This window comes from Bradyrhizobium sp. Gha (genome assembly GCF_900113735.1).
In the GTDB taxonomy this organism is placed as follows: Bacteria; Pseudomonadota; Alphaproteobacteria; order Rhizobiales; family Xanthobacteraceae; genus Bradyrhizobium.
Genome location: NZ_FOQM01000038.1, coordinates 1 through 23,189, shown reverse-complemented (window position 1 = coordinate 23,189; position 23,189 = coordinate 1). Strand labels below are relative to the sequence as shown.

General features: G+C 63.4%; 25 protein-coding genes and 1 pseudogene. 10 read left to right on the top strand and 16 right to left on the bottom strand.

The window, feature by feature from the left end; genetic code table 11:
- Positions 1-18: 18 nt before the first annotated feature.
- Positions 19-1,296, top strand: a complete 1,278-nt coding sequence (locus tag BM222_RS32190; RefSeq protein WP_177243593.1) for a YeaH/YhbH family protein — start codon at positions 19-21, stop codon at positions 1,294-1,296.
- Complete coding sequence (locus BM222_RS32185) at positions 1,293-2,831, top strand: SpoVR family protein (RefSeq protein ID WP_092237516.1); 1,539 nt, start codon at positions 1,293-1,295, stop codon at positions 2,829-2,831. Before BM222_RS32190 ends, BM222_RS32185 begins: the two co-directional genes overlap by 4 nt.
- Positions 2,832-3,047: 216 nt before the next feature.
- On the opposite strand, the gene BM222_RS32180 is transcribed toward BM222_RS32185, so the two are convergent.
- From BM222_RS32180 to BM222_RS32150, 6 genes are all read right to left on the bottom strand, one after another.
- Positions 3,048-3,479, bottom strand: coding sequence for a DUF1801 domain-containing protein (locus BM222_RS32180; RefSeq protein WP_092237514.1), 432 nt, complete (start codon positions 3,477-3,479; stop codon positions 3,048-3,050).
- Complete coding sequence (locus BM222_RS32175) at positions 3,476-3,688, bottom strand: hypothetical protein (protein WP_177243591.1); 213 nt, start codon at positions 3,686-3,688, stop codon at positions 3,476-3,478. Before BM222_RS32175 ends, BM222_RS32180 begins: the two co-directional genes overlap by 4 nt.
- Positions 3,689-3,733: 45 nt before the next feature.
- The gene (locus BM222_RS32170; RefSeq protein ID WP_092237512.1) at positions 3,734-4,165 is read right to left on the bottom strand and encodes an SRPBCC family protein; all 432 of its coding nucleotides are present in this window, start codon (positions 4,163-4,165) and stop codon (positions 3,734-3,736) included.
- On the bottom strand, positions 4,162-4,485 hold the full coding sequence (locus BM222_RS32165) for an ArsR/SmtB family transcription factor (protein WP_092021516.1): 324 nt from the start codon (positions 4,483-4,485) through the stop codon (positions 4,162-4,164). Before BM222_RS32165 ends, BM222_RS32170 begins: the two co-directional genes overlap by 4 nt.
- Positions 4,486-4,734: 249 nt before the next feature.
- Positions 4,735-5,184: a DsrE family protein gene (locus BM222_RS32155; protein WP_092237631.1), complete on the bottom strand. Its 450-nt coding sequence runs from the start codon at positions 5,182-5,184 to the stop codon at positions 4,735-4,737.
- 28 nt (positions 5,185-5,212) lie between these two features.
- Entirely contained in the window at positions 5,213-5,833 is a 621-nt protein-coding gene (locus tag BM222_RS32150) for a hypothetical protein (protein WP_092237634.1), read from the bottom strand.
- Between the two features lie 381 nt (positions 5,834-6,214).
- Between BM222_RS32150 and BM222_RS32145 the strand changes: the two genes are divergently transcribed.
- Both BM222_RS32145 and BM222_RS32140 read left to right on the top strand, forming a co-directional pair.
- Positions 6,215-7,747 carry an SUMF1/EgtB/PvdO family nonheme iron enzyme gene (locus BM222_RS32145; RefSeq protein WP_092237507.1) on the top strand — a complete coding sequence of 511 codons (1,533 nt, stop codon included), beginning with the start codon at positions 6,215-6,217 and terminating at the stop codon, positions 7,745-7,747.
- 15 nt (positions 7,748-7,762) lie between these two features.
- The gene (locus tag BM222_RS32140; RefSeq protein ID WP_092237627.1) at positions 7,763-8,209 is read left to right on the top strand and encodes a DUF4399 domain-containing protein; all 447 of its coding nucleotides are present in this window, start codon (positions 7,763-7,765) and stop codon (positions 8,207-8,209) included.
- Position 8,210: 1 nt separating this feature from the next.
- On the opposite strand, the gene BM222_RS32135 is transcribed toward BM222_RS32140, so the two are convergent.
- The 10 genes and pseudogenes from BM222_RS32135 to pqqA form a co-directional block, all read right to left on the bottom strand.
- Positions 8,211-9,266 (bottom strand): 2-oxoacid:ferredoxin oxidoreductase subunit beta, encoded by a 1,056-nt coding sequence (locus tag BM222_RS32135; protein ID WP_092237505.1) that lies wholly within the window; start codon positions 9,264-9,266, stop codon positions 8,211-8,213.
- A gap of 172 nt (positions 9,267-9,438) precedes the next feature.
- Positions 9,439-11,286 carry a 2-oxoacid:acceptor oxidoreductase subunit alpha gene (locus tag BM222_RS32130; protein ID WP_177243590.1) on the bottom strand — a complete coding sequence of 616 codons (1,848 nt, stop codon included), beginning with the start codon at positions 11,284-11,286 and terminating at the stop codon, positions 9,439-9,441.
- Positions 11,256-13,055: an FAD-dependent oxidoreductase gene (locus tag BM222_RS32125; RefSeq protein WP_092237500.1), complete on the bottom strand. Its 1,800-nt coding sequence runs from the start codon at positions 13,053-13,055 to the stop codon at positions 11,256-11,258. Before BM222_RS32125 ends, BM222_RS32130 begins: the two co-directional genes overlap by 31 nt.
- Before the next feature lie 237 nt (positions 13,056-13,292).
- Positions 13,293-13,969: pseudogene (locus tag BM222_RS32120) on the bottom strand (hypothetical protein).
- Positions 13,970-13,995: 26 nt separating this feature from the next.
- A complete protein-coding gene (gene pip / locus BM222_RS32115) occupies positions 13,996-14,982 on the bottom strand; it encodes a prolyl aminopeptidase (RefSeq protein WP_092237498.1) in 987 nt (328 codons plus the stop codon).
- Positions 14,972-16,162: a pyrroloquinoline quinone biosynthesis protein PqqE gene (gene pqqE, locus BM222_RS32110; protein ID WP_092237496.1), complete on the bottom strand. Its 1,191-nt coding sequence runs from the start codon at positions 16,160-16,162 to the stop codon at positions 14,972-14,974. Before pqqE ends, pip begins: the two co-directional genes overlap by 11 nt.
- Complete coding sequence (pqqD, locus tag BM222_RS32105; protein WP_092237494.1) at positions 16,159-16,470, bottom strand: pyrroloquinoline quinone biosynthesis peptide chaperone PqqD; 312 nt, start codon at positions 16,468-16,470, stop codon at positions 16,159-16,161. Before pqqD ends, pqqE begins: the two co-directional genes overlap by 4 nt.
- 24 nt (positions 16,471-16,494) lie before the next feature.
- Positions 16,495-17,250 (bottom strand): pyrroloquinoline-quinone synthase PqqC, encoded by a 756-nt coding sequence (gene pqqC, locus BM222_RS32100; protein WP_502690970.1) that lies wholly within the window; start codon positions 17,248-17,250, stop codon positions 16,495-16,497.
- A 35-nt stretch (positions 17,251-17,285) separates the two neighbouring features.
- A complete protein-coding gene (gene pqqB / locus BM222_RS32095; protein WP_092237488.1) occupies positions 17,286-18,215 on the bottom strand; it encodes a pyrroloquinoline quinone biosynthesis protein PqqB in 930 nt (309 codons plus the stop codon).
- Positions 18,216-18,334: 119 nt separating this feature from the next.
- Positions 18,335-18,415 carry a pyrroloquinoline quinone precursor peptide PqqA gene (gene pqqA / locus BM222_RS32090; protein WP_007595659.1) on the bottom strand — a complete coding sequence of 27 codons (81 nt, stop codon included), beginning with the start codon at positions 18,413-18,415 and terminating at the stop codon, positions 18,335-18,337.
- A 248-nt stretch (positions 18,416-18,663) separates the two neighbouring features.
- On the opposite strand from pqqA, the gene BM222_RS32085 reads away from it, so the two are divergent.
- The 6 genes from BM222_RS32085 to BM222_RS32060 form a co-directional block, all read left to right on the top strand.
- Positions 18,664-18,921: a DUF6894 family protein gene (locus BM222_RS32085; protein ID WP_177243589.1), complete on the top strand. Its 258-nt coding sequence runs from the start codon at positions 18,664-18,666 to the stop codon at positions 18,919-18,921.
- A gap of 265 nt (positions 18,922-19,186) precedes the next feature.
- Positions 19,187-20,587 carry an amidase family protein gene (locus BM222_RS32080; RefSeq protein ID WP_092237624.1) on the top strand — a complete coding sequence of 467 codons (1,401 nt, stop codon included), beginning with the start codon at positions 19,187-19,189 and terminating at the stop codon, positions 20,585-20,587.
- Between the two features lie 2 nt (positions 20,588-20,589).
- The gene (locus BM222_RS32075) at positions 20,590-21,066 is read left to right on the top strand and encodes a glutathione peroxidase (RefSeq protein WP_092237482.1); all 477 of its coding nucleotides are present in this window, start codon (positions 20,590-20,592) and stop codon (positions 21,064-21,066) included.
- Positions 21,063-21,320 carry a DUF3297 family protein gene (locus BM222_RS32070; protein WP_092237479.1) on the top strand — a complete coding sequence of 86 codons (258 nt, stop codon included), beginning with the start codon at positions 21,063-21,065 and terminating at the stop codon, positions 21,318-21,320. The genes BM222_RS32075 and BM222_RS32070 overlap by 4 nt, the downstream gene beginning before the upstream one ends.
- A gap of 148 nt (positions 21,321-21,468) precedes the next feature.
- A complete protein-coding gene (gene tarD / locus BM222_RS32065; RefSeq protein WP_092237621.1) occupies positions 21,469-22,638 on the top strand; it encodes a D(-)-tartrate dehydratase in 1,170 nt (389 codons plus the stop codon).
- A gap of 117 nt (positions 22,639-22,755) precedes the next feature.
- Positions 22,756-23,189, top strand: a 434-nt coding sequence (locus BM222_RS32060) for a transposase (RefSeq protein ID WP_143106121.1), incomplete at its 3' end; no start/stop codon positions are given.

Below are 23,189 nucleotides of genomic sequence, written 5' to 3'. Positions count from 1 at the left end.
GCGGATGAGAAAGTGGCCATTCACATCATTGACAGGCGCCTGAATCCAGGCGGCAAGAGTCTTGAGAACCGCCAGCGGTTCTTGCGTCGTGCCAAATCCCTGGTGCAGGGCGCCGTCAAGAAGACCTCGCAGGAACGCGAAATCAAGGACGTCCTGGAGGGTGGTGAGGTCACGATCCCGCTCGACGGGATGCACGAGCCGCGTTTCCGCCGTGAAGGCGGAACGCGGGACATGGTGCTGCCCGGCAACAAGAAGTTCATCGAGGGCGACTATCTCCAGCGCCAGGGCCAGGGCAGCGCCAAGGATTCCGGACCGGGTGAGGGCGACAGCGAAGATGCCTTCCGCTTCGTGCTGAGCCGCGATGAATTCGTCGATCTCTTCCTGGATGATCTCGAACTGCCTGATTTGGCCAAGCGCAAGATCGCGCAGACCGAGAGCGAAGGCATCCAGCGCGCCGGCTACACCACGTCGGGTTCGCCCGCCAACATCTCGGTGAGCCGAACGGTGAAGCTCGCGCTTGCCCGCCGCATCGCGCTCAAGCGTCCGCGCAAGGACGAGGTCGAGGAGCTGGAAGCCGCGATTGAGGCCTGCACCGACGAGGACGAGCGCGCCGAGCTTGTCGCCCGGCTCGAAAAGCTGAAGGCCAAGACCAAGCGCATTCCCTTCATCGACCCGCTCGACATCCGCTACCGCCGCTACGAGAAGATGCCGCGGCCGGTCGCGCAGGCCGTGATGTTCTGCCTGATGGACGTGTCGGGCTCGATGTCCGAGCACATGAAGGATCTGGCAAAGCGCTTCTACATGCTGCTCTACGTGTTCCTCAAGCGGCGCTACAAGCATGTCGAGATCGTCTTCATCCGCCACACCGATCGCGCCGAAGAGGTCGACGAGCAGACCTTCTTCTACGGTCCGGCCTCCGGCGGCACACTGGTCTCCAGCGCGCTGCAGGCGATGCACGAGATCGTGCGCGAGCGCTTCAATCCGTCGGACTGGAACATCTATGCCGCGCAAGCCTCCGACGGCGACAATTCCTATTCCGACGGCGAGCTCACCGGCCTCTTGCTGACCGAAAAGATACTGCCGGTCTGCCAGTTCTTCGCCTATCTCGAGGTCGGGGAATCCGGCGGCAGCGCCTTCGATCTTTCCGATTCCTCGCTCTGGACCCTCTACGAGCGCCTCCGCAACTCTGGCGCACCGCTTTCGATGCGCAAGGTCTCTGAGCGCAGCGAGATCTTTCCGGTATTCCACGATCTGTTCCAGCGCCGCGAAACTGCCCAGGAGAAAGCCGCTCCATGACGGAACGCTTGTTCGAAGGCGCCGATTGGGATTTCCACACCTTGCAGCGCATTACCGATGCGTGCGAGGAGGTGGCGCTGAAGGATCTCGGACTCGACGTCTACCCGAACCAGATCGAGGTCATCACCGCCGAGCAGATGCTGGATGCCTATTCCTCCGTCGGCATGCCGCTGTTCTACAAGCACTGGTCGTTCGGCAAGCACTTCGCATATCACGAGGCCTCCTACCGCAAGGGCCTGATGGGCCTTGCCTATGAGATCGTGATCAACTCCTCGCCCTGCATCTCCTACCTCATGGAGGAGAACACGGCGACGATGCAGACGCTGGTGATCGCGCACGCTGCCTTCGGTCACAACCACTTCTTCAAGAACAATTATCTGTTCAAGCAGTGGACCGATGCGGAAGGGATTCTGGACTATCTGGATTTCGCCAAGAACTACGTCATGCAGTGCGAGGAGCGCTACGGCCGCACCGAGGTCGAGCGCACGCTGGATGCCGCGCATGCGCTGATGTCGCACGGCATCGACCGCTATCCCGGCAAGAAGCAGTTGGATCTGCGCGAGGAAGAAAAGCGGGCAGGGCGTCGCCGTCAGCACGAGGAGGAGATTTTCAACGACCTCTGGCGCACCGTGCCCAAGGGCGCCTCGAAGGCCCGGACCGCGATCTCGCTCGAACGACGCCGCAAGCTGCTCGGCCTGCCGCAGGAAAACCTGCTCTATTTCCTGGAGAAGAGCGCGCCAAGGCTGGCGCCCTGGCAGCGCGAGCTCCTGCGCATCGTCCGCCACATTGCGCAATATTTCTATCCGCAGAGCCAGACCAAGGTGATGAATGAGGGGACGGCGACCTACGTCCACTATCGCATCATGAGTAAGCTGCATCAGCAGGGCCGCATCACCGACGGCAACTTCCTCGAATTCCTGGGATCGCACACCAACGTGGTGTTCCAGCCCGAATTCGACGATCCGCGCTTCTCCGGCTTCAATCCCTATGCGCTCGGCTTCGCGATGATGCAGGACATCGAGCGCATCGTCACCAATCCGGAAGATGAGGACCGCGAGTGGTTCCCCGATATCGCCGGCAGGAACGACGTGATGGGCGTGCTGCGCGACGTCTGGGCCAATTATCGTGACGAGAGCTTCATCGGCCAGTTCCTGAGTCCGAAGCTGATGCGGCACTTCCGCATGTTCCACCTGCACGACGATCCCGAGGAGCGCGCCGGCATCCGCGTCGATGCCATCCATGACGAGCGCGGCTTCCGCCGGGTTCGCCGCGAGCTGGCGCGGCAGCACGATGTCGGCTTCATCGATGCAAATATCGAGGTGGTCGACGTCGATCTCTCCGGCGACCGCCGTCTGATCCTGCATCACCGCGTCATCAAGGGGTCGCAGCTCAACGAGACCGATGCCAAGCGGGTACTCCAGCATCTCGCCGATCTCTGGACCTACGACGTCGCGCTGATCGAGGTCGACGCTAACGACAAGGTGCTGCGCGAATACGTCGTCAGCCCGCGTCCCATAGCAGCCGCGGTGGCGTGAGGGCGGCGGGCTACCTTAGCAACATGGCGAGGTGCGCATTGATGTGCCCTCGCCCGCTGCGGCAGAGGGCAGCAACGGCGGGAGACACAAACTCACTCCGGTGAGGGGTATCTCTCCGCAGATTCCCGTGTCGATAGAGACCCCTCATCCGGCGCTTCGCGCCACCTTCTCCCACGAGGGAGAAGGGAAGGCTCTCGTGGCCGCGCCCAAGGCGGCCTAAGCCGATCGCTTCTTCGCCGGCTTCTTCTTCGCCGCATTCAGCTCCACCGCCGCGCGGATCAGCGCCTTCAGCGCCTTCTCGTTGATATCAGCGCCCTCGCCGATATCGATCGCGCGCCGCACGTTGCCGTCGAGGCTCGAGTTGAACAGGCCGGCCGGATCGTCCAGCGCCGCGCCCCTGGCAAAGGTCAGCTTCACCACGGTCTTGTAGGTCTCGCCGGTGCAGATGATGCCGTCGTGCTCCCACACGGGCACGCCGCGCCATTTCCATTCCTCGACCACCTCAGGATCGGCCTCCTTGATCAGCGCGCGGACGCGTTTCAGCGTCTCGCCGCGCCAGTCGCCGAGCTCCTTGATCCGACCGTCGATCAGCTTTGACGGTGACGGCTCATCCGCTTCTTTCTTCTTTGCGGTCACGGCCTTCTTCATGATCGCGCCTCGCTGGAGCGGCCAAGATAGGGCAGTGCGAACAGATAGAGCCCGGTCGCGAGCAGCGGGATCAGCGGCACGAAAGCCAACAGTCCGATCCATGCCGCTTGAATCTGCATGGTCAGCGCAACGATGTTGGCGATCACGGCAAGCGTGAAGGCAACCGACAGCCAGCGATGGATATGCCGGATCCACATGTTCGAATTCATCTCGATTTTCCCTGGTGATGTTGCGAATGGTCGTTGTTGGCCGGACTATTCGGTCCGCGCCAGCAACTCGTCCAGCTTGGTGAAAAACTGCTTCCAGCCGGCATGCGCACCGCCATAGGCCTGCTTCTGGCTGGGCCGGAAGCCTGCCTGCTCGACGCGCAGATGCGTGCCTGATCCCCGCGGGGTGAGCGTGAACGTCACGATGCTCTTGAGGTCGTAGGCCGCGTCCTCGTGCGTGAAATTCCAGGTGTAGGCGAGCGAGCGTTGCGGTTCGATGGCGAGCACCTCGCAGTCCAGCACACCGCCCCATTCGCCGCGCAGATTGAAGCGATGACCCACCGATGGCTTGAAGTCGTTCTTCATCAGCCATTCCTCGATCAGGTGCGGCTGCGTCAGCGCGCGCCACAGCCGCTCCGCAGGAAAGGCAAATTCCCGCTCGATCACCACGGAACGTGTCTCGGTCGCAGCTTCGGTCATTGGTCCATCCTCTTGAGGAGATCGTCGAGCGCATCGAGCCGGTTCTGCCAGAAGCCCGCCATCTGGCTGGTCCAGTCGATCAGTGGATTGAGCGCACCAGGCTGCGCGCTGTAATGGGTCTGGCGTCCTTCGTGGCGGTCACGCACCAGGCCCGCCTGCTTCAGCGCGCCCAGATGTTTTGAGACCGCCGGCTGGGAAACGCCTGATGTCGCCGTCAGGGCCCCGACCGTCTGCTCGCCCTCGCGGCAAAGCCGCTCGAAGATCGCCCGCCTTGTGGGGTCGGCGAGTGTCCGGAACAGGAGGTCGGGGGCGGTGGACATCGGGATCTATAACTCGAAGGTTATGGATCCATTCATAACCGTGGAGTTATGGGTATGTCAAGGCCGGTCGAAGTGAGTTGGGAGGTGACTGTGCGGGCTCCACCTTACCTCGCCCGCTTGCGGGAGAGGTCGCGCCGAAGGCGCGGGTGAGGGCTTTTTCCTCCAGGGGATTGTCCCGTCGCGGAGACACCCTCTCCCCAACCCTCCCCCGCAAGCCGGGGAGGGAGCGCAGCGAATTCGCGGCAACCGTTACGGCCGCAAATACAGATAACCCTGCGACTGAAGCTCGGCGAGACGAACCACGCCGCCCTTCTCCGCACTCACGAACCCCGGGAGCAGATCGGTCAGCTTGATGTTCTGCGCCTTGATGGTGTTGGCGCAGGCGGCGAGCTCGACGCCGTCCTTCGCGAAATTGCTGATGCGCCCGCTGACGTCGGGGTTGGCCTGCGCCCGGTGGAACGCCTTCAACGCCGGCCCGTGGATGACAAGCGCGAGCTTGACGTGGTCGGGACCCCCGACGCCGTCGATGTGGTTCTGGATGTTGCCGAGCACGAAATTGACCTTGTCGGCGTCAGCCAGGTGATAGACGACCTTCAGCTTGTCCGACTTGGTGGCTTCAGTCGCCGCTTTGGCGCGCGAGGCCGCAAAGGCTGCGCCAAGCGCCGAGACGGTGCTCCACAAGACGTTCCGGCGGTTCATGATGATCTCCTGATTTGCCGGAGGCATGTCACTTGTGGCGCAGCGCAGCGAGTTCCTTGCGGTCGGTCACCAGCGCGGCGCACTCGCTGTTGTCGGTCCGGTCGAGCCGGAAAATCCCGTCGTCCTGGCCTGCGACCAGGGATCGGTCCTTATCCTCAGTCGGGTTGTTGTGCGGCCAGATCCTGATGCTTTCGAGCCGCACGATGGCTGACTTGTCGTCCTTTGACAGTGCAATGCCGACGCCGCCGCCCTCGCAATCGACGCCGCAGTTGAGGCGCACCTCGCTGCCGTCCTTGGTAAACACCGCGTGGTGGCAGGAGCCGCCGGAGTCGAAAGCGCCGCTGCGGTGGCGATAGTGGAAGCCGATCCGGAACGAGTTGCGCAGCTGATTGTCCACTTCGTAGGTCTCCGCCGAGACCAGCAGCTTCATCGACGCAACTTTCTGCTTCGGATGCTGCGCCAGATGGGCGGCATCGTAACGGCGAACGAAGCAGGCATAGGCTGTCTTGCCGGGTGGGCCTGCATAGATGCGCGCGTTGAAGGTATCGGCTTCGGCCGTGGTGGCCTCGTGGATATCGTCGACCTCCTCGGCCCGGGCGGCGCCGATGAAGGCGGCAAGGGCAAGCGGAAGGATGAGGGCAAGCTTCATGATCGCACCGGGGACGTTGGCCATTGACGGCCCGCATCGGGGAGGGAGCGGGCCGTTTGCGGTTAGTCGCAAGCCGCTCGCCGAGCGTTCATCTGCCCTCCCTCCGGCAGCCTCGCTAAAGTGGTGTGGAGCTCTCCGAGGTCGAACAGGTTGTCGCGCAACATGTCGCTGGGAATAGACGCAGGTTAATGGGTGCGCTCGCGTCAGCCTTAGTCGCCGTCGGACCAGGAAGGTTCAGCGGCGTTTTGCCTGGGAACCTCGCGCGGTCCTCTGCGACGTTGTCGCGGTTCCTCGATGTGATAGTCTTCACAGGCAATTCACAGGCAATCGCATTTCGGAGTTTTAAGCTGATCCGCTTTGCAAGTTTGTGGAGTCCCCGTGATGGGCGAAATTCGCAACTTCAGATCCGGAAATCCCGGCGAGCCCCCTCCCCAGGGCAGAATGCCCCGTCGGCTCGCTGCGATCATTGTCGGTGACATCGCTTCCTACAGCCGCTTGATGCAGGCCGACGAGGAAGGCACGCATCTCCGCGTCAAACGGATCGAGCGGGACCTCATTGAGCCCAGCATCATCGAGCATCATGGCGCGCTGGTGAAGACGACGGGCGACGGCTTCATCGCGATTTTCGACAGTCCTGTCGAGGCCGTCAGGTGCAGCATCGTCATCCAGCAGAATCTCATCGGCCGCAACACCTCGCTGCCGAGGGAATCGCGCATCGAATACCGGATCGGCGTCAACCTGGGTGACGTGATCGTCGAACCTGATGACGTGTATGGCGACGGCGTCAACATTGCCACGCGCATTGAGGGGATCGCCGATCCCGGTCAGGTCTACATTTCGGGCGCCATCTACGAGCAGATCAAGCACAAGGTCGTGTGCGGCTATGAGTCGCTCGGAGACCGCAAGGTCAAGAACATCACTGATCCCGTTCGCGTCTATCGCGTCCTGCCGGACGCCGATGCGGTCGGGAGGACGCGCGGCCGGCGCGAGAACATGCTGATCTTTCTCCTCGGTGTCACGCTGCTCGTGATTGCTGCCGGCGTGCTGTGGTATCTGCTGGCGCAGCAGCCGGGCAAGACAGGCGAGCGCGCCGCCGCGCCGAGCGTCGCCCCTCCGGTCGCATCACCAAGTCCGCAATCGCCGCCGCGCGAAGCGGCGGCGCCGACACCTCAACCATCTCCGTCAGTGGCTGCCTCAACTCCGTCACCCGCGCCGTCGCCGAGTCCATCGGCGACAACGGCCCGCGAACCCGAAATGATCGCCATTCGCGGCGGCAGCTTCGCGATGGGAAGCAACGACGACCCGACCGAGCGGCCTATCCACCAGGTGACGGTCAAGCCATTTTCAATCGGCAAGTACCCGGTGACGACCGGCGAATGGAACGAATGCGCTGCTGCGAAGGCCTGCGGATTTGTTGCGACCGGAAAGGACGATGCGCCCGTCACCAATGTGAGCTGGACCGACGCGCAGCAATACGTGGCCTATCTCGCGCAAGCGACCAAAAAGCCCTATCGGCTTCCGAGCGAAGCCGAATGGGAATATGCCGCTCGCGGCGGAACGCAGACCAGATACTGGTGGGGTGACAAGCTGCAGGCAGGCATGGCCGGATGCAAGGATTGCGGTGATCTCGCGGCCGAGCAGCCGGCGAAGGTCGGCGGTTTCAAGCCGAATCCATTCGGCCTCCATGACATGGGCGGCGGTGTCGACCAGTGGGTCGAGGACTGCTGGCACAGAACCTACCAGGGCGCGCCCGGTGATGGCTCGGCATGGAACGGCGGGGACTGTGCATCGCATGTCTTGCGCTCGGGCTCGTGGAAGAACGATGCGAGATATGTGAGGCCATCCAACCGCGATGGCTACGACACCAATGTTCGCTATCCGACGCATGGATTCCGAGTAGCCCTTGATCCTTAGGTAGGAGTGGGTTTGATGCAAATCCTTCGTTGCATCGCGTTGTCGATGGCGCTTGCGTTGCTTCCGGGCGCAGCCCTTGCGCAAGGCAAGACCGCTCCGAAGGATGCAAAGCTCTATTTCATCACCCCCTATGACGGGCAGAAGGTCCGCGGCGGATTCTGGGTCCGGTTCGGCTTACGCAACATGGGCGTGACGCATGCCGGTGATGATTACCAGAACGCCGGTCATCATCATTTGCTGGTCGACGTCACCGACCCGATTGACCCGAAGGAGCCGATTCTCCAGGACAAGTCGCATCTGCATTTCGGCGCGGGACAGACCGAGACCTTCCTGGAACTCTCGCCCGGGACCCACACCCTTCAACTGGTGCTGGGCGACGCGAAGCACTATCCGTTCGATCCGCCTCTCGTGTCAGACAAGATCACCGTGCGTGTCAGGCCGCCGGCGGAGCGCAGCAAATGAGTCAGCGCAGGCTGGCGTTGATCTTGTCCAGCACCGCCGACCCCGGGCACAGCGTGTCGGCTTCGAGCGTGTTGAGCGGCGTCTCGACCGTGTTCAGATGCGCGTGCAGATCTTCCGCATCGGGGTCCACAAAGAGCAGGCCGGTGACGATCTGTCCCTTGGCGGCGTGCCTGGCGAGGAAGGTCTGGGCCCCTAACCGGTCATGGGGATCGTAGTCGGCCTCGATCTTGCGCAGCGCGATCTTGCTGCCGTCATGTTGTTCGACCACCTGCACCGTACCGGGCGCGTAGTCGACCGCAATGGGATCGCGGCCGACCAGCACGTCGAGCCGGTTCACGGCGTCGTTGTGCTCACGGACGTAGTCAAAGCTCTTGGTCGAGCCGGCGTGATTGTTGAAGGCGATGCAGGGGCTGATGACATCGATGAAGGATGCGCCCTTGTGGCGGATTGCGGCTGCGATCAGCGGCACCAGCTGGGTCTTGTCGCCGGAGAACGAGCGTGCAACGAAGGTGGCGCCGAGTTGTAGTGCGATCGCGACGAGATCGATGGCGTTGTCGGTGTTGGTCACGCCCTTCTTCGACTTTGAGCCGCGGTCGGCGGTGGCCGAGAACTGGCCCTTGGTCAGGCCGTACACGCCGTTGTTCTCGACGATATAGGTCATGTTGACGCCGCGCCGGATCGAATGCGCGAATTGGCCGAAGCCGATCGAGGCGGAATCGCCGTCGCCGGAGACGCCGAGATAGATCAGGTCGCGGTTGGCGAGATTGGCCCCGGTCAGCACTGACGGCATGCGGCCGTGCACGGAGTTGAAGCCATGGGAATTGCCGAGGAAATAGTCCGGCGTCTTCGACGAGCAGCCGATGCCGGAGATCTTTGCCACCCGGTGCGGCTCGATCGAGAGCTCGTAGCAGGCCTCGATGATCGACGCCGTGATCGAATCATGGCCGCAGCCGGCGCACAGCGTCGAGATCTTGCCCTCGTAGTCGCGGTGCGTGTAGCCGAGCTCGTTCTTCTTGAGGCCCGGATGGTGGAATTTCGGTTTTGCGATGTAGGTCATGACAATTTCTTTCTGCTTCCTCGCCGCAAGCCGACGTCTTTCAGCCCGCGCCCGGGCCGTTGCTGCTGCAACCCGTCATTGCGAGCGCAGCGAAGCAATCCAGGATCCCTCCGCGGCAAGACCTTGGATTGCTTCGCTGCGCTCGCAATGACGATGTCGATGCAGCTGGCCATCATGACACGGCCTTGCGGAGCGGGGTCACCTTGAGCTGATCCTGGTGGTCGCCAATGGCTTTTGCGATGAAACGTGCGGTGATCGGGGTGCCGTCGTAGTGCACGATCGGCACGAGGCGGACGGGGTCGATGCCGTTCTCGTTGACGATGAGCTGCCGAAGCTGGCTGTCGCGGTTCTGCTCGACCACGTAGACGAAGTCGTGCTCGGCAAGGAAGCTCGCCACGCTCGAGTGGAACGGGAAGGCGCGGATGCGCAGGCGATCGAGCTGGTGCCCGCGCGCCTCCAACAGGCCGATCGCCTCGTCCATCGCCGGCGAGGTCGAGCCGAAATAGATCACGCCATATTTGGTCGGCCGTTCCGCATTGGCCTGCAGCGGTCGTGGCACGAGGTCTTGCGCGGTCTCGAATTTGCGCACGAGGCGTTGCATGTTGTCGGCGTAGACAGTGCCTTCCTCGGAATAGCGCGCATAGCGGTCGCGCGAGGTGCCACGGGTGAAATACGAGCCTTTGGTCGGGTGCGTGCCGGGATAGGTGCGGTAGGGGATGCCATCGCCGTCGACGTCGAGATAGCGGCCGAAATCGCGGCCTTCCTCCAGCATCTCCGTCGTCATCACCTTGCCGCGGTCATATTGCCTGGCATCGTCCCATTTCAGCGGGCGGCAGAGTCGGTGGTTCATGCCGATGTCGAGATCGAGCATCAGGAAGATCGTGGTCTGCAGCCGCTCGGCGAGATCGAAGGCGGCCGCCGCGAACTCGAACGCCTCGGCCGGGTCTTCCGGGAACAGCAGCACATGCTTGGTGTCGCCATGCGATGCATAGGCGCAGGCGATGATGTCGCATTGCTGGGTGCGGGTCGGCATGCCCGTGGACGGGCCGGCGCGCTGGATGTTCATGATCACGGCCGGAATCTCGGCGAAATAGGACAGGCCGATGAACTCGGTCATCAGCGAGATGCCGGGCCCCGAGGTCGCGGTGAAGGCGCGGGCGCCATTCCAGGAGGCGCCGATGACGATGCCGATCGAAGCCAACTCGTCCTCGCCCTGCACGATCGCGTATTTGGCCTTGCCGGTTTCAGGGTCGTGCCGGTACTTCTTGCAATGCGCGGTGAAGGCCTCCGCCACGGAGGACGATGGCGTGATCGGATACCAGGCGCAGACGGTCGCGCCGCCATAGACGGCGCCGAGCGCAGCGGCGCTGTTGCCCTCGATGAAGATGCGGTCGCCGACCTTGTCGGACTTCCTGATGCGCAAGCCCAGCGGGCATTTCAGGTTTTGCAGCGCCCAGTCGCGCCCGAGATGCAGCGCATGCACGTTGGAGGACAAGAGCTTCTCCTTGCCCTTGTACTGCTCGCCGATCAGCTGCTCGATCAGCTTCGGGTCCATATCGAGCAGCGCGGAGAGCGCGCCGAGATAGATGATGTTCTTGAACAGCTGGCGCTGGCGCGGATCGGTATAGGTCGAGTTGGTGATCGCGGTCAGCGGCACGCCGATCACGGTGATGTCGTCGCGGAATTTGGTCGACGGCATCGGCTTGGTGGAATCGTAGAACAGATAGCCGCCGGGCTCGATGCCGGCGACGTCCTTGTCCCAGGTCTGCGGGTTCATCGCCACCATCATGTCGACGCCGCCGCGGGCGCCGAGATGGCCGGCTTCCGTGACGCGCACCTCGTACCAGGTCGGCAGGCCCTGGATGTTGGAGGGGAAGATGTTGCGCGGGGACACGGGTACGCCATGGCGCAGGATCGCGCGCGCGAACATCTCGTTGGCGCTGGCCGAGCCCGAGCCGTTGACGTTGGCGAAACGGACGACGAAGTCGTTTACGCTGCTGATCGGCTTTTTGTCGGACATGTCGAACCTGCGTGAGTCATCTCGATGAAGTATTTCTGCATGTCCCACGCCCCGGTCGGACACCGCTCGGCGCACAACCCGCAATGCAGGCAGACGTCCTCGTCCTTGACCATCACGCGCCCGGTCTTGAGATCGGAGGACACATAGAGGTCCTGGTCCTGATGCGGCGAGGGCGCCTTCAGGCGATGGCGCAGATCGTCTTCCTCACCGTTGGTGGTGAAGGTGATGCAGTCCATCGGGCAGATGTCGGCGCAGGCATCGCATTCGATGCAGAGCGAGGTCGAGAACACCGTCTGGACGTCGCAGTTCAGGCAGCGATGCGCCTCGCCGAGCGCGAGCTTGACGTCATAGCCGAGCTCGACCTCGGTGCGGATGTCCTTCAGCGCGACGACCTTGTCGCGATGCGGCACCTTGAAGCGCTTGTCGATGGAGATGTCGTTGTCATAGCTCCATTCGTGGATGCCCATCTTCTGCGAGGAGACGTGCACCTCCGGCAGCGGCCGCTCGGTGATGTCCTCGCCCGAGAGCAGCTTGTGGATCGACAGCGCGGCGTCGTGGCCCTGCGCCACCGCCCAGATGATGTTCTTCGGCCCGAACGCGGCGTCACCGCCGAAGAACACCTTCGGGTTGGTCGAGACGAAGGTTTTCGGATCGACCTTCGGCATATGCCATTTGTCGAACTCGATGCCGCAGTCCGGCTCGATCCAGGGGAAGGCGTTCTCCTGGCCGACCGCGACCAGCACGTCGTCGCATTCGAAAGTCTGGTCGGGTTCGCCCGAGGGGACGAGGTTGCGGCGGCCCTTGGCGTCGTATTCGGCCTTCACCTTCTGGAAGGTGATGCCGGTGAGCTTGCCATTGTCGTGGATGAAGGCAATTGGGACCAGGAAGTTGAGGATCGGGATGTCCTCGTGGATCGCGTCCTCCTTCTCCCAGGGCGAGGCCTTCATCTCCTCGAAGCCGGAGCGCACGATCACCTTGACGTCCTCGCCGCCGAGGCGGCGCGCGGTGCGGCAGCAATCCATCGCGGTGTTGCCGCCGCCGAGCACGATCACGCGTTTGCCGATCTTGTCGGTGTGACCGAACGACACGGACGAGAGCCAGTCGATGCCGATATGGATGTTGCCGGCGGCCTCTTTCCGCCCGGGAATGTCGAGCTCGCGGCCGCGCGGCGCGCCGGAGCCGACGAAGATCGCGTCGTATTTCTCCGCGAGGAGCGCCTTCATGCTCTCGATGCGGTGACCGCCTTTGAACTCGACGCCGAGACCCAGGATGTAGCCGGTCTCCTCGTCGATCACGGAATTGGGCAGGCGGAATTTCGGGATCTGGGTCCGCATCATGCCGCCGGCCTCAGGATCGCCGTCGAACACGGTGCAGTGATAGCCGAGCGGCGCGAGATCGCGCGCCACGGTCAGCGAGGCCGGGCCGCCGCCGACGAACGCGACGCGCTTGCCGTTCTTCCCAACAGGGTGCGGCAGGCGCTGCTTGATGTCGTCCTTGAAGTCGGCAGCAACGCGCTTGAGGCGACAGATCGCCACCGGCGTTTCCTCGACGCGTCCGCGCCGGCACGCCGGCTCGCATGGACGATCGCAGGTGCGTCCCAGGATTCCGGGAAACACGTTCGACTTCCAATTGATCATATAGGCGTCGCTGTAGCGGCCTTGTGCGATCAGTCGGATGTATTCGGGAACCGGAGTGTGCGCAGGACAGGCCCACTGGCAATCGACCACTTTGTGAAAGTAGTCGGGGGCCGCGATATCGGTCGGTTTCATTCCTACCCTGTCCGCACAGGCTCAAAGACCCGGCGGCCTTGTCTTGAGCTTGTCGAACGCTTAACGCGCCGCAATCTGGTTTATGAACGACGTCATTGGGTTAGCTTATTGGAATAGCTCCGGAGTACAACGGCAAATTTTCGCGATCACCTGCTTTCATGGGAGCTCCGCGCAGACAGCATTGACGTCGGCGCGCAGCGATGCGGCGGTGCAATATGTTGCGATGCGGATCGCGTTTCAGCTGGCAGCGATGCCGCTCTTCGCGAGGTCCCACATCAACGCATAGGTGCCAACCGAGACAGGCAGCGGGAAGGGCGCCGCAGCGGGACCTGTGAAGCGCTCGGCCATCACGGCCGACACCGCGCCGACATGGGTACCGTCAATCAGCACGAACCAGTCGCGCGCGCCTTCGTTGCGCACGGCCGGAATGTCAGCCGTCGCTCCGGACAATTCGGGCTCGCTCTCGAGCAGGTGCATCGAGACGATGCCGTCGCGATTCTGTGGCGCCAGCTTTTCTTGCAGTGCATCACGCCATGCGCCCGCGTTGTCGGCCGTGGGCGCAACCGCACCAGACCGAGTACGGCGCCGCGGCCACTGCCCTTGCTGATGGTGACGCGCGCGACGACACGCAGCATGTTCTTGAATTGCGCCATGGTCCGCCGCGACCATTCGGTCTGGTTGGCGAGGCGCGCCCTGTAGGCGGGACTGTCGAGCACATCGAGCGTCGCGGTCGAATACAGCGAGAGATATTTGGGATTGGCGGCGTGCGCCACATAGCGCCGCGCTTCGAGAAAGCCCTCGATCGCGACGCGCTCTTCCAGATGCTCGCGATCGTACCAGCGGTTGAAATCGGCTTCGTCCGCGGCGTCGATGTTCATCGACGTCAGCAGCATGCCCGTCCCGGCGAGCGGCATTGTTCTTGTTGTCCTTGTTTCGCGTGCTAGCGCGCGGCCTTCGACGCGAGATCGGCGATCGACTTCATGACCGCGTCCCGCACGCCGGCATCATAGAGCGAATGCCCGGCTTCTTCCACGATCCTGACCTCGGAACCCGGCCACACCTTCGCAAGCCGCGCGGATGTTTCAGGCGGGCACAACAAATCGTAGCGGCCCTGGACGATGATGCCGGGAATGCCGGCGAGCTTGTCTGCATTCCGCAACAGCTGGTCTTCGCTCATGAACGAGCTGTTGGCGAAATAATGCGCCTCCATGAACGGCGTCGCCGGCAGCGTACGCCAGACGTTGAGCGAGGCCAGGTCAATGCGGGTCTTGGCCGCCTTGTGTTCCGACAGGGCGCGCTCGGTGTCGTGCCAGGCGCGCGAGGCCGGCCCGTGCACGGCGGGATCGGCATCGAGGATGCGGCGATAATAGGCTTGCACGGGATGCGCGCGCTCCTCCGGCGTCAGCACGCTCAGGAAATCCTCGTGCAGCGCCGGATAGAACTCCGCCAGGCGCGAGGTGAAGGCGATCTCGACCTCTCCTTGCGTGCCCAGGAAGGTCGCACGCAAGGCAATGCCGGAGACGCGCTCAGGATGAGCCTCCGCATAGGCCAGCGCCAGCGTCGCGCCCCAGGAGCCGCCGACCACCATCCAGCGGTCAAGACCGAATTTCTCGCGGATCTTCTCGATGTCGGCGATCAGATGCGCCGTGGTGTTGTGCTCGCGCGATCCTTTGGGGCGGCTGCGGCCGCAGCCGCGCTGATCGAACAGCACGGCGCGCATGCGTTCGGGATCAAACAGCCGGCGGTGATCGGGCTGGCAGCCGCTGCCGGGCCCGCCATGCAGGTAGATCGCGGCGATGCCGTCAGCACGGCCGACGCTCTCGACATAGAGCTCGTGGCCGTCGCCGACATCGAGCATGTCTGATGTCAGCGGCGCAAACGGATCGGCACGTCTCGCGGATGCAGCCGCGTCCGCGTCAGGCACCATTCTCGTCTTCCAGAGTGCCGCCGGCGAAGTTGCGATAGAGGAAGCGGTTGGTCTCGCCCTCGGCCTCCCGCTCGGCCTGCTTGAAGATGGTTTCGTGCAACGGCGACAGCGCGCAGGCCGGGTCGGTGTTGGCGGCGTCTCCTGTCAGCGCAAAGGCCTGGCAGCGGCAGCCGCCGAAATCGATCTCGCGGAACTCGCAAGTCTTGCACGGCTCCTTCATCCATCCGGTGCCGCGATAGCGGTTGAAGGCCTCGGAGTTCCGCCAGATCCAGGCGATCGAGTTCGAGCGCACGGATTCGAAGTCGAGCCCGGTGATGCTCTCGGCGGCGTGGCAGGGCAGCACCTTGCCGGCCGGCGAGATGTTGAAGAACTGCCGGCCCCAGCCGCCCATGCATTTCTTCGGCCGCAGCGCGTAGTAATCGGGGACGACGTAGTCGATCGCTAGCGTGCCTTTGAGCCGCTCGCGGGCCTCCTCGACGGTGCGGGTGCATTGCTCGAGCTGCGCGACCGTCGGCATCAGCGCGGCGCGGTTCTTCAACGCCCAGCCGTAATATTGCACATTGGCGACCTCGAGCCGGTCGGCGTCGAGATCGACCGACATCTGGATGATCTCGGGGAGCTGATGCAAATTCTGCCGGTGCATCACCGCATTCACCGTGAGCGGCAGATCCAGCTCGCGCGTCCATTTCGCGACTTCGAGCTTCTTGCGATGGCCGCCCTTGTAGCCGGCAACGCGATCGGCGAGGCCCTCCTCGATGCCCTGGAAAGATATCTGCACATGGCAGAGCCCGGCGTCGGCGAGATCGCCGAGTCGCTCGCGCGTCAGCAGCACGGCCGAGGTAATGAGGTTTGTGTACAGGCCGACATCGCTGGCATGCTTGACCAGCTCGACGAGGTCCTTGCGCGCCGTCGGCTCGCCGCCGGAGAAATGCACCTGGAGCACGCCGATCTCGGCGAGCTCGCTCAGCACCTTCTTCCATTCCTCGGTGCTCAGCTCCTTGCCCGACCGGTCGAGCTCGACCGGGTTGGAGCAATAGGGGCATTGCAGCGGGCAGCGATGAGTGATCTCCAGCAGCACCGCGAGCGGAATGCCGAAGGTCTCGGCAGTCGAGCGGCTCTTCTCCAGCACCGCGAGACTGTCGCTGGTATCGAGCGGGATGGTCGGGAGCACATCGCTCATGGCGTCTTCTCCCTGACTTCGGTGAGGAAGCCCTTGTCCGCGAGATCCTGGAGCATGACGATGACATCGGCCAGGATCGCCTCTCGGGGGGCGGCGTATTTCGCCGCCAGCTGATCGGACACTTCGCCGACACTGCGCTTGCCGTCGCAGAGCTGCAACACCTCGACCGCGATTTCATCAGGCGCCAGCACGCGTTCCGGCGCCAGGATCACCCAGACTTGTCGCGTCTCGTCATATTTGAGCTTGGCATGCCGCGGCAGCACGGGGCGGCTTGCCTCGCTGACGCTGATGTTCCGCGGCCCGGCCATGCTCTTGTTCCTCAGCTCGCCTTCTTAGCTTTCTTTGGGCACGAACGCGCCCGGCGGAATGTTGCCTTCGACATAGGCGTGCTGGAGCGCGTCGAGCTGCACCCACAACACGTTGGTCTTGAAGATCAGCGCGTTGCAGACCTGCGCGCGCTGCTCCGGCGTCGCGGCATGCGCCTTGACGTAGTCGAGCGCGAAGCCGGCATCGCGCGGCGCCTGCGTGAGGCGGCGCTTGAAGTAGCTCATGATGTCGGGATTGACGAAGTCGTAATGCTCCAGCATGCCCGAGATGCGTTCCTCGTGCAGGTTTGGCGCGAACAGCTCGGTCAGCGAGGAGGCGATCGCCTCGAGTGGGCTCTTCTCGCGACAGAAATGCACGTAAGCCTCGACCGCGAAGCGCGTCGCCGGCAGAATGCCTTCGGTCGATTCCACATAGGCCGTGTCGAGACCGAGGCCTTCGGTCAGCTTCAGCCAGCGCTCGATGCCGCCTTCAGAGCCGACATCGCCGTCATGATCCTCGATGCGGTGCCGCCATTCCAGCCGCGTGGCGCGGTCGCGGAAGCGCGAGATCACGACCGCGTCCTTGATCGGGATCGTGCTCTGGTAATAGTAGCGGTTCAGCGCCCAGGCCTGCACCTGGCCCTTGTTCAGCTTGCCGCCGTGCAGCAGCTTGTGGAATGGATGCAGGCTGTGATAGCGCGTGGCGCCGATGTGGCGCAGCGTCGCTTCAAGCTCCTCGGCGCTCGTGAGCCTGATGTCCTTGCCGACGGAGAGCGCAGTCATTCCAGTCATGTTCATTCCAGGCTTGGACGCGGCACTCACAGCACGATCTCCGTTCCGTCGGCGGGTATCTGCCATCCCGCCGCCTCGGCCGTCTTGCGTTCAGGCGTATCGGGCAGCAGCGCCGGGTTCGAGTTATTGATATGCAGAAACATCTTCCTGTCGAGTGAGAGATCGGCCAGCCGCGCGATCGCGCCATCGGCGCCGGACATCGCGACATGGCCCATGCTCTTGCCGGTTTTGTGGCCGAGCCCGGCCTTGATCATCTCGTCGTCCCGCCAGACCGTGCCGTCGAAGAACACGAGCGCGGCGCCGTCGATCTCGGCCTTCAGCGCGTCGGTGACCTCGGCGCAGGCGGCGATGAAGTAGAAGCACTTGCCGGTCGATTTGTCGGTGACCTTCAGGCCCAGCGTGTCGCCGTCGCCGCTCTCGCCGCCGGGATGCGCCTTGCCTTCGAGATACCAGGCCGATTTGCCGGGCACGGCGAAGGCGACCACTTCAAGGCCGGAGCGCGCGCCGTCAGGGAATTTCGGTTCGAATGGCTCGGAAATCCCGATCGGCTGGCGCTTGACGATCTTCTCGTTCAGCACGTTGAAGATGCTGTTGCTGGCCAGGATCGCCAGAACCTTCTCATGCGCATAAACGGTGAAGGGCGAGCCCTCGCGCATCGACAGCAGGCCCGCCACCGCATCGACTTCGCCGTTGGTCAGGATCACGCCGGCAACGGGCGTATGGCGCAGCGCGCCCGCCTTGGGATGCAGCTGCGGCGCGGCGTTCAATTGCTGGCGGAGATCGGGAGAGGCGTTGATCAGGAACCAGTGCTCGCCGTCACCGCTGAAGGCGACCGAGGCTTGGGTTCGATAAAGCTCATGGCCATTGGCACGGGCCGCCCGGCAGCCGTCGCAGCCGCAATTCCATTGCGGAACACCGCCGCCGGCCCCGGCGCCCAGGACGACGACGCGAAGCATGATCCGTCTCCTGGGGCAAATTCGCGAGGGGGATTCTTAGGCCGACGCAGTTTCCATCATCCAGAACCGCTCGCGACCGAAAGACCCACATGCGCAGAACGCTTAAGTCACCAAACCACCTATTTACGGGTGGCGCTCACATACATGTTGATTTCCATGCCGCAGGGCACTTCGACGATTTTGGGGGCTTTCCAGGCCATTTTGGCTCTCCATTCTGCAAACTCGGACATGTCCGACCAAGGGTAAATTAATGCGGGCGGAAAAGTTCGCCAGTGAAATCTTCCCGAGAAATGCCATGTTGCGACGCGAAAAATGATGCTGGGAACATTACTTCTGCGGATCCAGCCTCGCGCTTGGCACATTCGGTCGCCAACCCTGTCCTGATAAAGCAGTTGTGAGTGCAGTGCAGCTTTCAATCCGATACAGGCGCCTTTAGCTGGATCTCGTGATGCCCAAATATTTCTTCAACACCCGTATCGGCGACGAACTGATCGTGGACCCCGACGGCGAGGATCTGCGCAACCCCGATCGCGCCTGGGAGGTCGCCCGCCAGATGATCCTGGAGGTGGTGAAGTCCGAGGGCGCCCAGCCAGCCCTGCTCGAGGCGGTCATCGAGGTCACCGATGATGACGGCGAGATCGTCCTGGAATTTCCCTTCAGCGAGGCGCTGCTGGACATGCCGGACCAGTCGGCGACGCGGCATTAGAGGCCCCCTCGCTGTCTCCCCGTTGGCGAGGAACCCTCTCCACGTCATTGCGAGCGAAGCGACGCAATCCAGACCACCTCTCCGGAGGCAGCCTGGATTGCTTCGTCGCATCTGCGCAAAACTGCTACGCAATTTTGTCGCGAGCTCCTCGCAATGGCGGCGAATGAGGCGCGACCTCGGACCAAACCGCGCTTCCTCCTTGCGAAATCCGCATGGCTTTGCCGCGTTCCCGGCGCTAAAAGACGCCGGTTACACGGAGCACGTCATGCAAGATCTCTGGCGCCTCTCGGCAGCCGACCTCGCTAATCTCGTCAGATCCAGGAAGGTGTCGGCCCGGGAGGCGGCCAAGGCCGGCCTCGACCGGCTGGACGCGGTCAACCCCCAGCTCAACGCTGTCATCGACCACCGGCCAGAGGACGTGATCAAGCAGGCCGACGCCGTGGATGCCGCCATTGCCAGGGGGGAAGACCCCGGCGTGCTCGCCGGCGTCCCCGTCACCATCAAGGCCAATGTCGACCAGGAGGGCTTTGCCACCACCAACGGCCTCAAGCTGCAGAGCGGCTTGATCGCGCGCGAGGACAATCCCGTCGTCGCCAATTTCCGCAAGTCCGGCGCGGTTCTCCTTGGCCGCACCAATTGCCCGGCCTTCTCCTATCGCTGGTTCACCACCAATCTCGTCCATGGCGACACCAAGAACCCGCGCGATGCCTCGCTGACGCCGGGCGGCTCGTCCGGCGGCGCCGGCTCGGCGGTGGCTGCCGGCATCGGCCACATCGCCCACGGCACCGACATCGCCGGCTCGATCCGCTATCCCGCCTATGCCTGCGGCGTGCATGGCCTGCGTCCGACCCTGGGCCGCATTCCCGCTTTCAACCCGGCGCTGCCGGAACGCCCGATCGGGCCGCAGATCATGGCGGTCTCGGGCCCGCTGGCCCGCACCGTGAATGACCTGCGCATTTCGCTGGCCGCGATGTCGGCGCGCGACGTGCGCGATCCCTGGTATGTGCCGGTGCCGCTGGAAGGCCCCGCGCGCGACAAGCGCGCTGCGATCTGCCTCACCCCGGACGGCCTCGCCACCACGCCTGAGGTGAAGGCGGCCGTGACCGACGCCGGCAAGCGCCTCGAGCGCGCCGGGTGGACCGTCGAAATGATCGAGAACACCCCGCCGATGCGCGAAGCCGTCGCGTGGCAGCGCAAGCTCTGGCTCGGCGACGCCTTCGAGGCGCAGCTCGAGATGGCCGAGCGCGAGGGCGATCCCGGCGCGCTGGCGTGTCTGCGCGGCAACCGCGCCAAGGTGACGCCGATGGACCAGGCCAACTACGCGCAGGCGCTGACCCGCCGCGCCACGCTGACCCGCGACTGGATGCTGTTCTTCGAGACATACGCCGTCGTGCTGACGCCGGTGTCCGGCGAGCTGCCGTTCCCCGATCATCTCGACCGCAAGGACGCTCAATCGTTCGAGCGCGTCTGGGAGGCGCAGATGCCGCAGATCGCGACTCCCTTCATGGGGCTGCCGGGCCTGGTCGTCTCCACCGGCCTCGTCGGCAAGACTCCGGTCGGCGTCCACATCGTCTCCGGCCGCTATCGCGAGGATCTCTGTCTTCTCGCCGGCGAAGCGATCGAGGCGGGCGGCGTGCCGCCGTCGCCGATCGATCCCGTGGGCTAGCCATGTCCGCGATCTATGATTTCAAGGCCAATTCTCTTGCGGGCGACGAGGTGTCCATGCGCGCCTACGAGGGGCAGGTGCTGTTGATCGTCAACACCGCCAGCAAATGCGGCTTCACGCCGCAATATCGGAGCCTGGAGGATCTGCATCGCGATCTCTCGCCGCGCGGCTTCGCGGTGCTCGGCTTTCCCTGCAACCAGTTCGGCGCGCAGGAGCCGGGGCAGGCCGACGAGATCCAGGCGTTCTGCTCCGCGAACTACGACGTCACCTTTCCCCTGTTCGAAAAGATCGACGTCAACGGCGCACGGGCGCACCCCCTGTATGAGTACCTGAAACGCCAGCAATCCGGACTCCTCGGCGCTTCCATCAAATGGAATTTCACCAAATTCCTGGTGGATCGTGCCGGCCACGTGGTCGCGCGCTACGCGCCGACCGCGCGGCCGGAAGGATTGCGGCAGAAGATCGAGACCCTGTTATGAGCGAGACATCAATGAGCGACGAATTTCCCGACCGTCTGTCGGTCGATCCCAACAGCCCCTACTACAACGCCGACATCCTGTCGCGCGACGTCGGCATCCGCTTCAAGGGTATCGAGAAGACCAACGTCGAAGAGTACTGCATCAGCGAAGGCTGGGTCCGCGTCACCGCCGGCAACGCCAAGGACCGCTACGGCAATCCGCTGACCATCAAGGTGCATGGGCCCGTGGAGCCGTATTTCAGGGACAAGAAGTAGGCGTCGCGCACTCTCCTCGTCATTGCGAGGAGCCCACTCCCTCTCTCCCCGTCGTTGCGAGCGAAGCGAAGCAATCCAGACTATTTCCCGCAGATACACTCCGGATTGCTTCGCTACGCTCGCAATGACGAAAGTGAAAGGCGGCCCCATGTCCGTCCGCATCGTCGACGTCCGCGAGATCACCAAACCGATCTCGTCCCCAATCCGCAACGCCTATATCGACTTCACCAAGATGACGACCAGCCTCGTTGCCGTCGTCACCGACGCGGTAGCGGATGGCAAGCGCGTCGTCGGCTACGGCTTCAACTCCAACGGCCGCTACGGGCAGGGCGGCCTGATCCGCGAGCGCTTTGCTTCGCGGATCACGGAGGCCGATCCGAAGTCGCTGCTGAATGTATCAGGTGACAATCTCGACCCCGACAAGGTCTGGGCCGCGATGATGACCAACGAGAAGCCGGGCGGCCATGGCGAGCGCTCGGTCGCGGTCGGCACCATCGACATGGCGGTGTGGGATGCGGTGGCGAAGATCGCGGGCAAGCCGCTGTTTCGTCTGCTCGCCGAACGCCACGGTGTGAAGGCCGATCCGCGCGTCTTCGTCTACGCCGCCGGCGGCTATTATTATCCCGGCAAGGATCTCTCGATGCTGCGAGCTGAGATGCGCGGCTATCTCGACCGCGGCTACAACGTCGTGAAGATGAAGATCGGCGGCGCCGACATCGACGAGGACCGCAAGCGCATCGAGGCGGTGCTGAAGGAGATCGGCCAGCATGCGCAGCTCGCCGTCGACGCCAACGGCCGCTTCAACCTCGAGACCGGCATCGCCTACGCAAAAATGCTGCGCGATTATCCGCTGTTCTGGTACGAGGAAGCAGGGGATCCTCTCGACTACGCAATGCAAGCGGCGCTTGCCGAGTTCTATCCAGGCCCGATGGCGACAGGCGAGAATCTCTTCAGCCACCAGGACGCCCGCAATCTCATCCGTCATGGCGGCATGCGTCCCGATCGCGACTGGCTGCAATTCGATTGTGCGCTGTCCTACGGCCTGTGCGAGTATCAGCGCACGCTGGAAGTCCTGAAGACCTACGGCTGGTCCCCCCGCCGCTGCATCCCGCATGGCGGCCACCAGATGTCGCTCAACATCGCCGCCGGTCTCGGTCTCGGCGGCAATGAAAGCTATCCTGATTTATTCCAGCCTTATGGCGGGTTCCCGGATGGTGTGCGCGTCGAGAACGGCCACATCACCATGCCGGACCTGCCGGGCATCGGTTTCGAGGGCAAGTCGGATCTCTACAAGGAGATGAAGGCGCTGGCGGAGTAGCGGGACGTCTGTACAAGACGGCCGAGCCACATCCTCCGTCATTGCGAGCGTAGCGAAGCATCCAGAATTTTTCCGCGGAAGTGGTCTGGATTTGCTTCGTCGCAAGAGCTCCTCGCAATGACGATGCGCGACCGCTGTGGGCTTTTTGTCGCCTTTATCGCATCTCTCCGTCGTTGCGAGCGCAGCGAAGCAATCCAGAATTGGGCCTCCCCTAAATTGGTGGACACCTATAGCTTAGGCAGAGAGAGGTGTCGGATGGCGAAACGGCAGCGTCGGTCATATTCGGACGAGTACAAGGGGCAGGCAGTTGATCTGGTTTTGTCGAGCGGTCGCTCGGCGAAGTCGGTATCGAAAGAGCTCGGGCTCGATGGCTCCGTGCTCAGTCGATGGGTGAAGGAGCGGAGCACGGTAGCAGCCGGCGGCAGCGCCGCGGCGCCCACGTCGCAAGCGTCGGTGCCGTCGGCGGACCAGGCTGACGTGATCGCACGGTTACAGCGGGAAAACGAGCAGTTGCGCATGGAGCGCGACATTTTAAAAAAGTCGATCGCGAT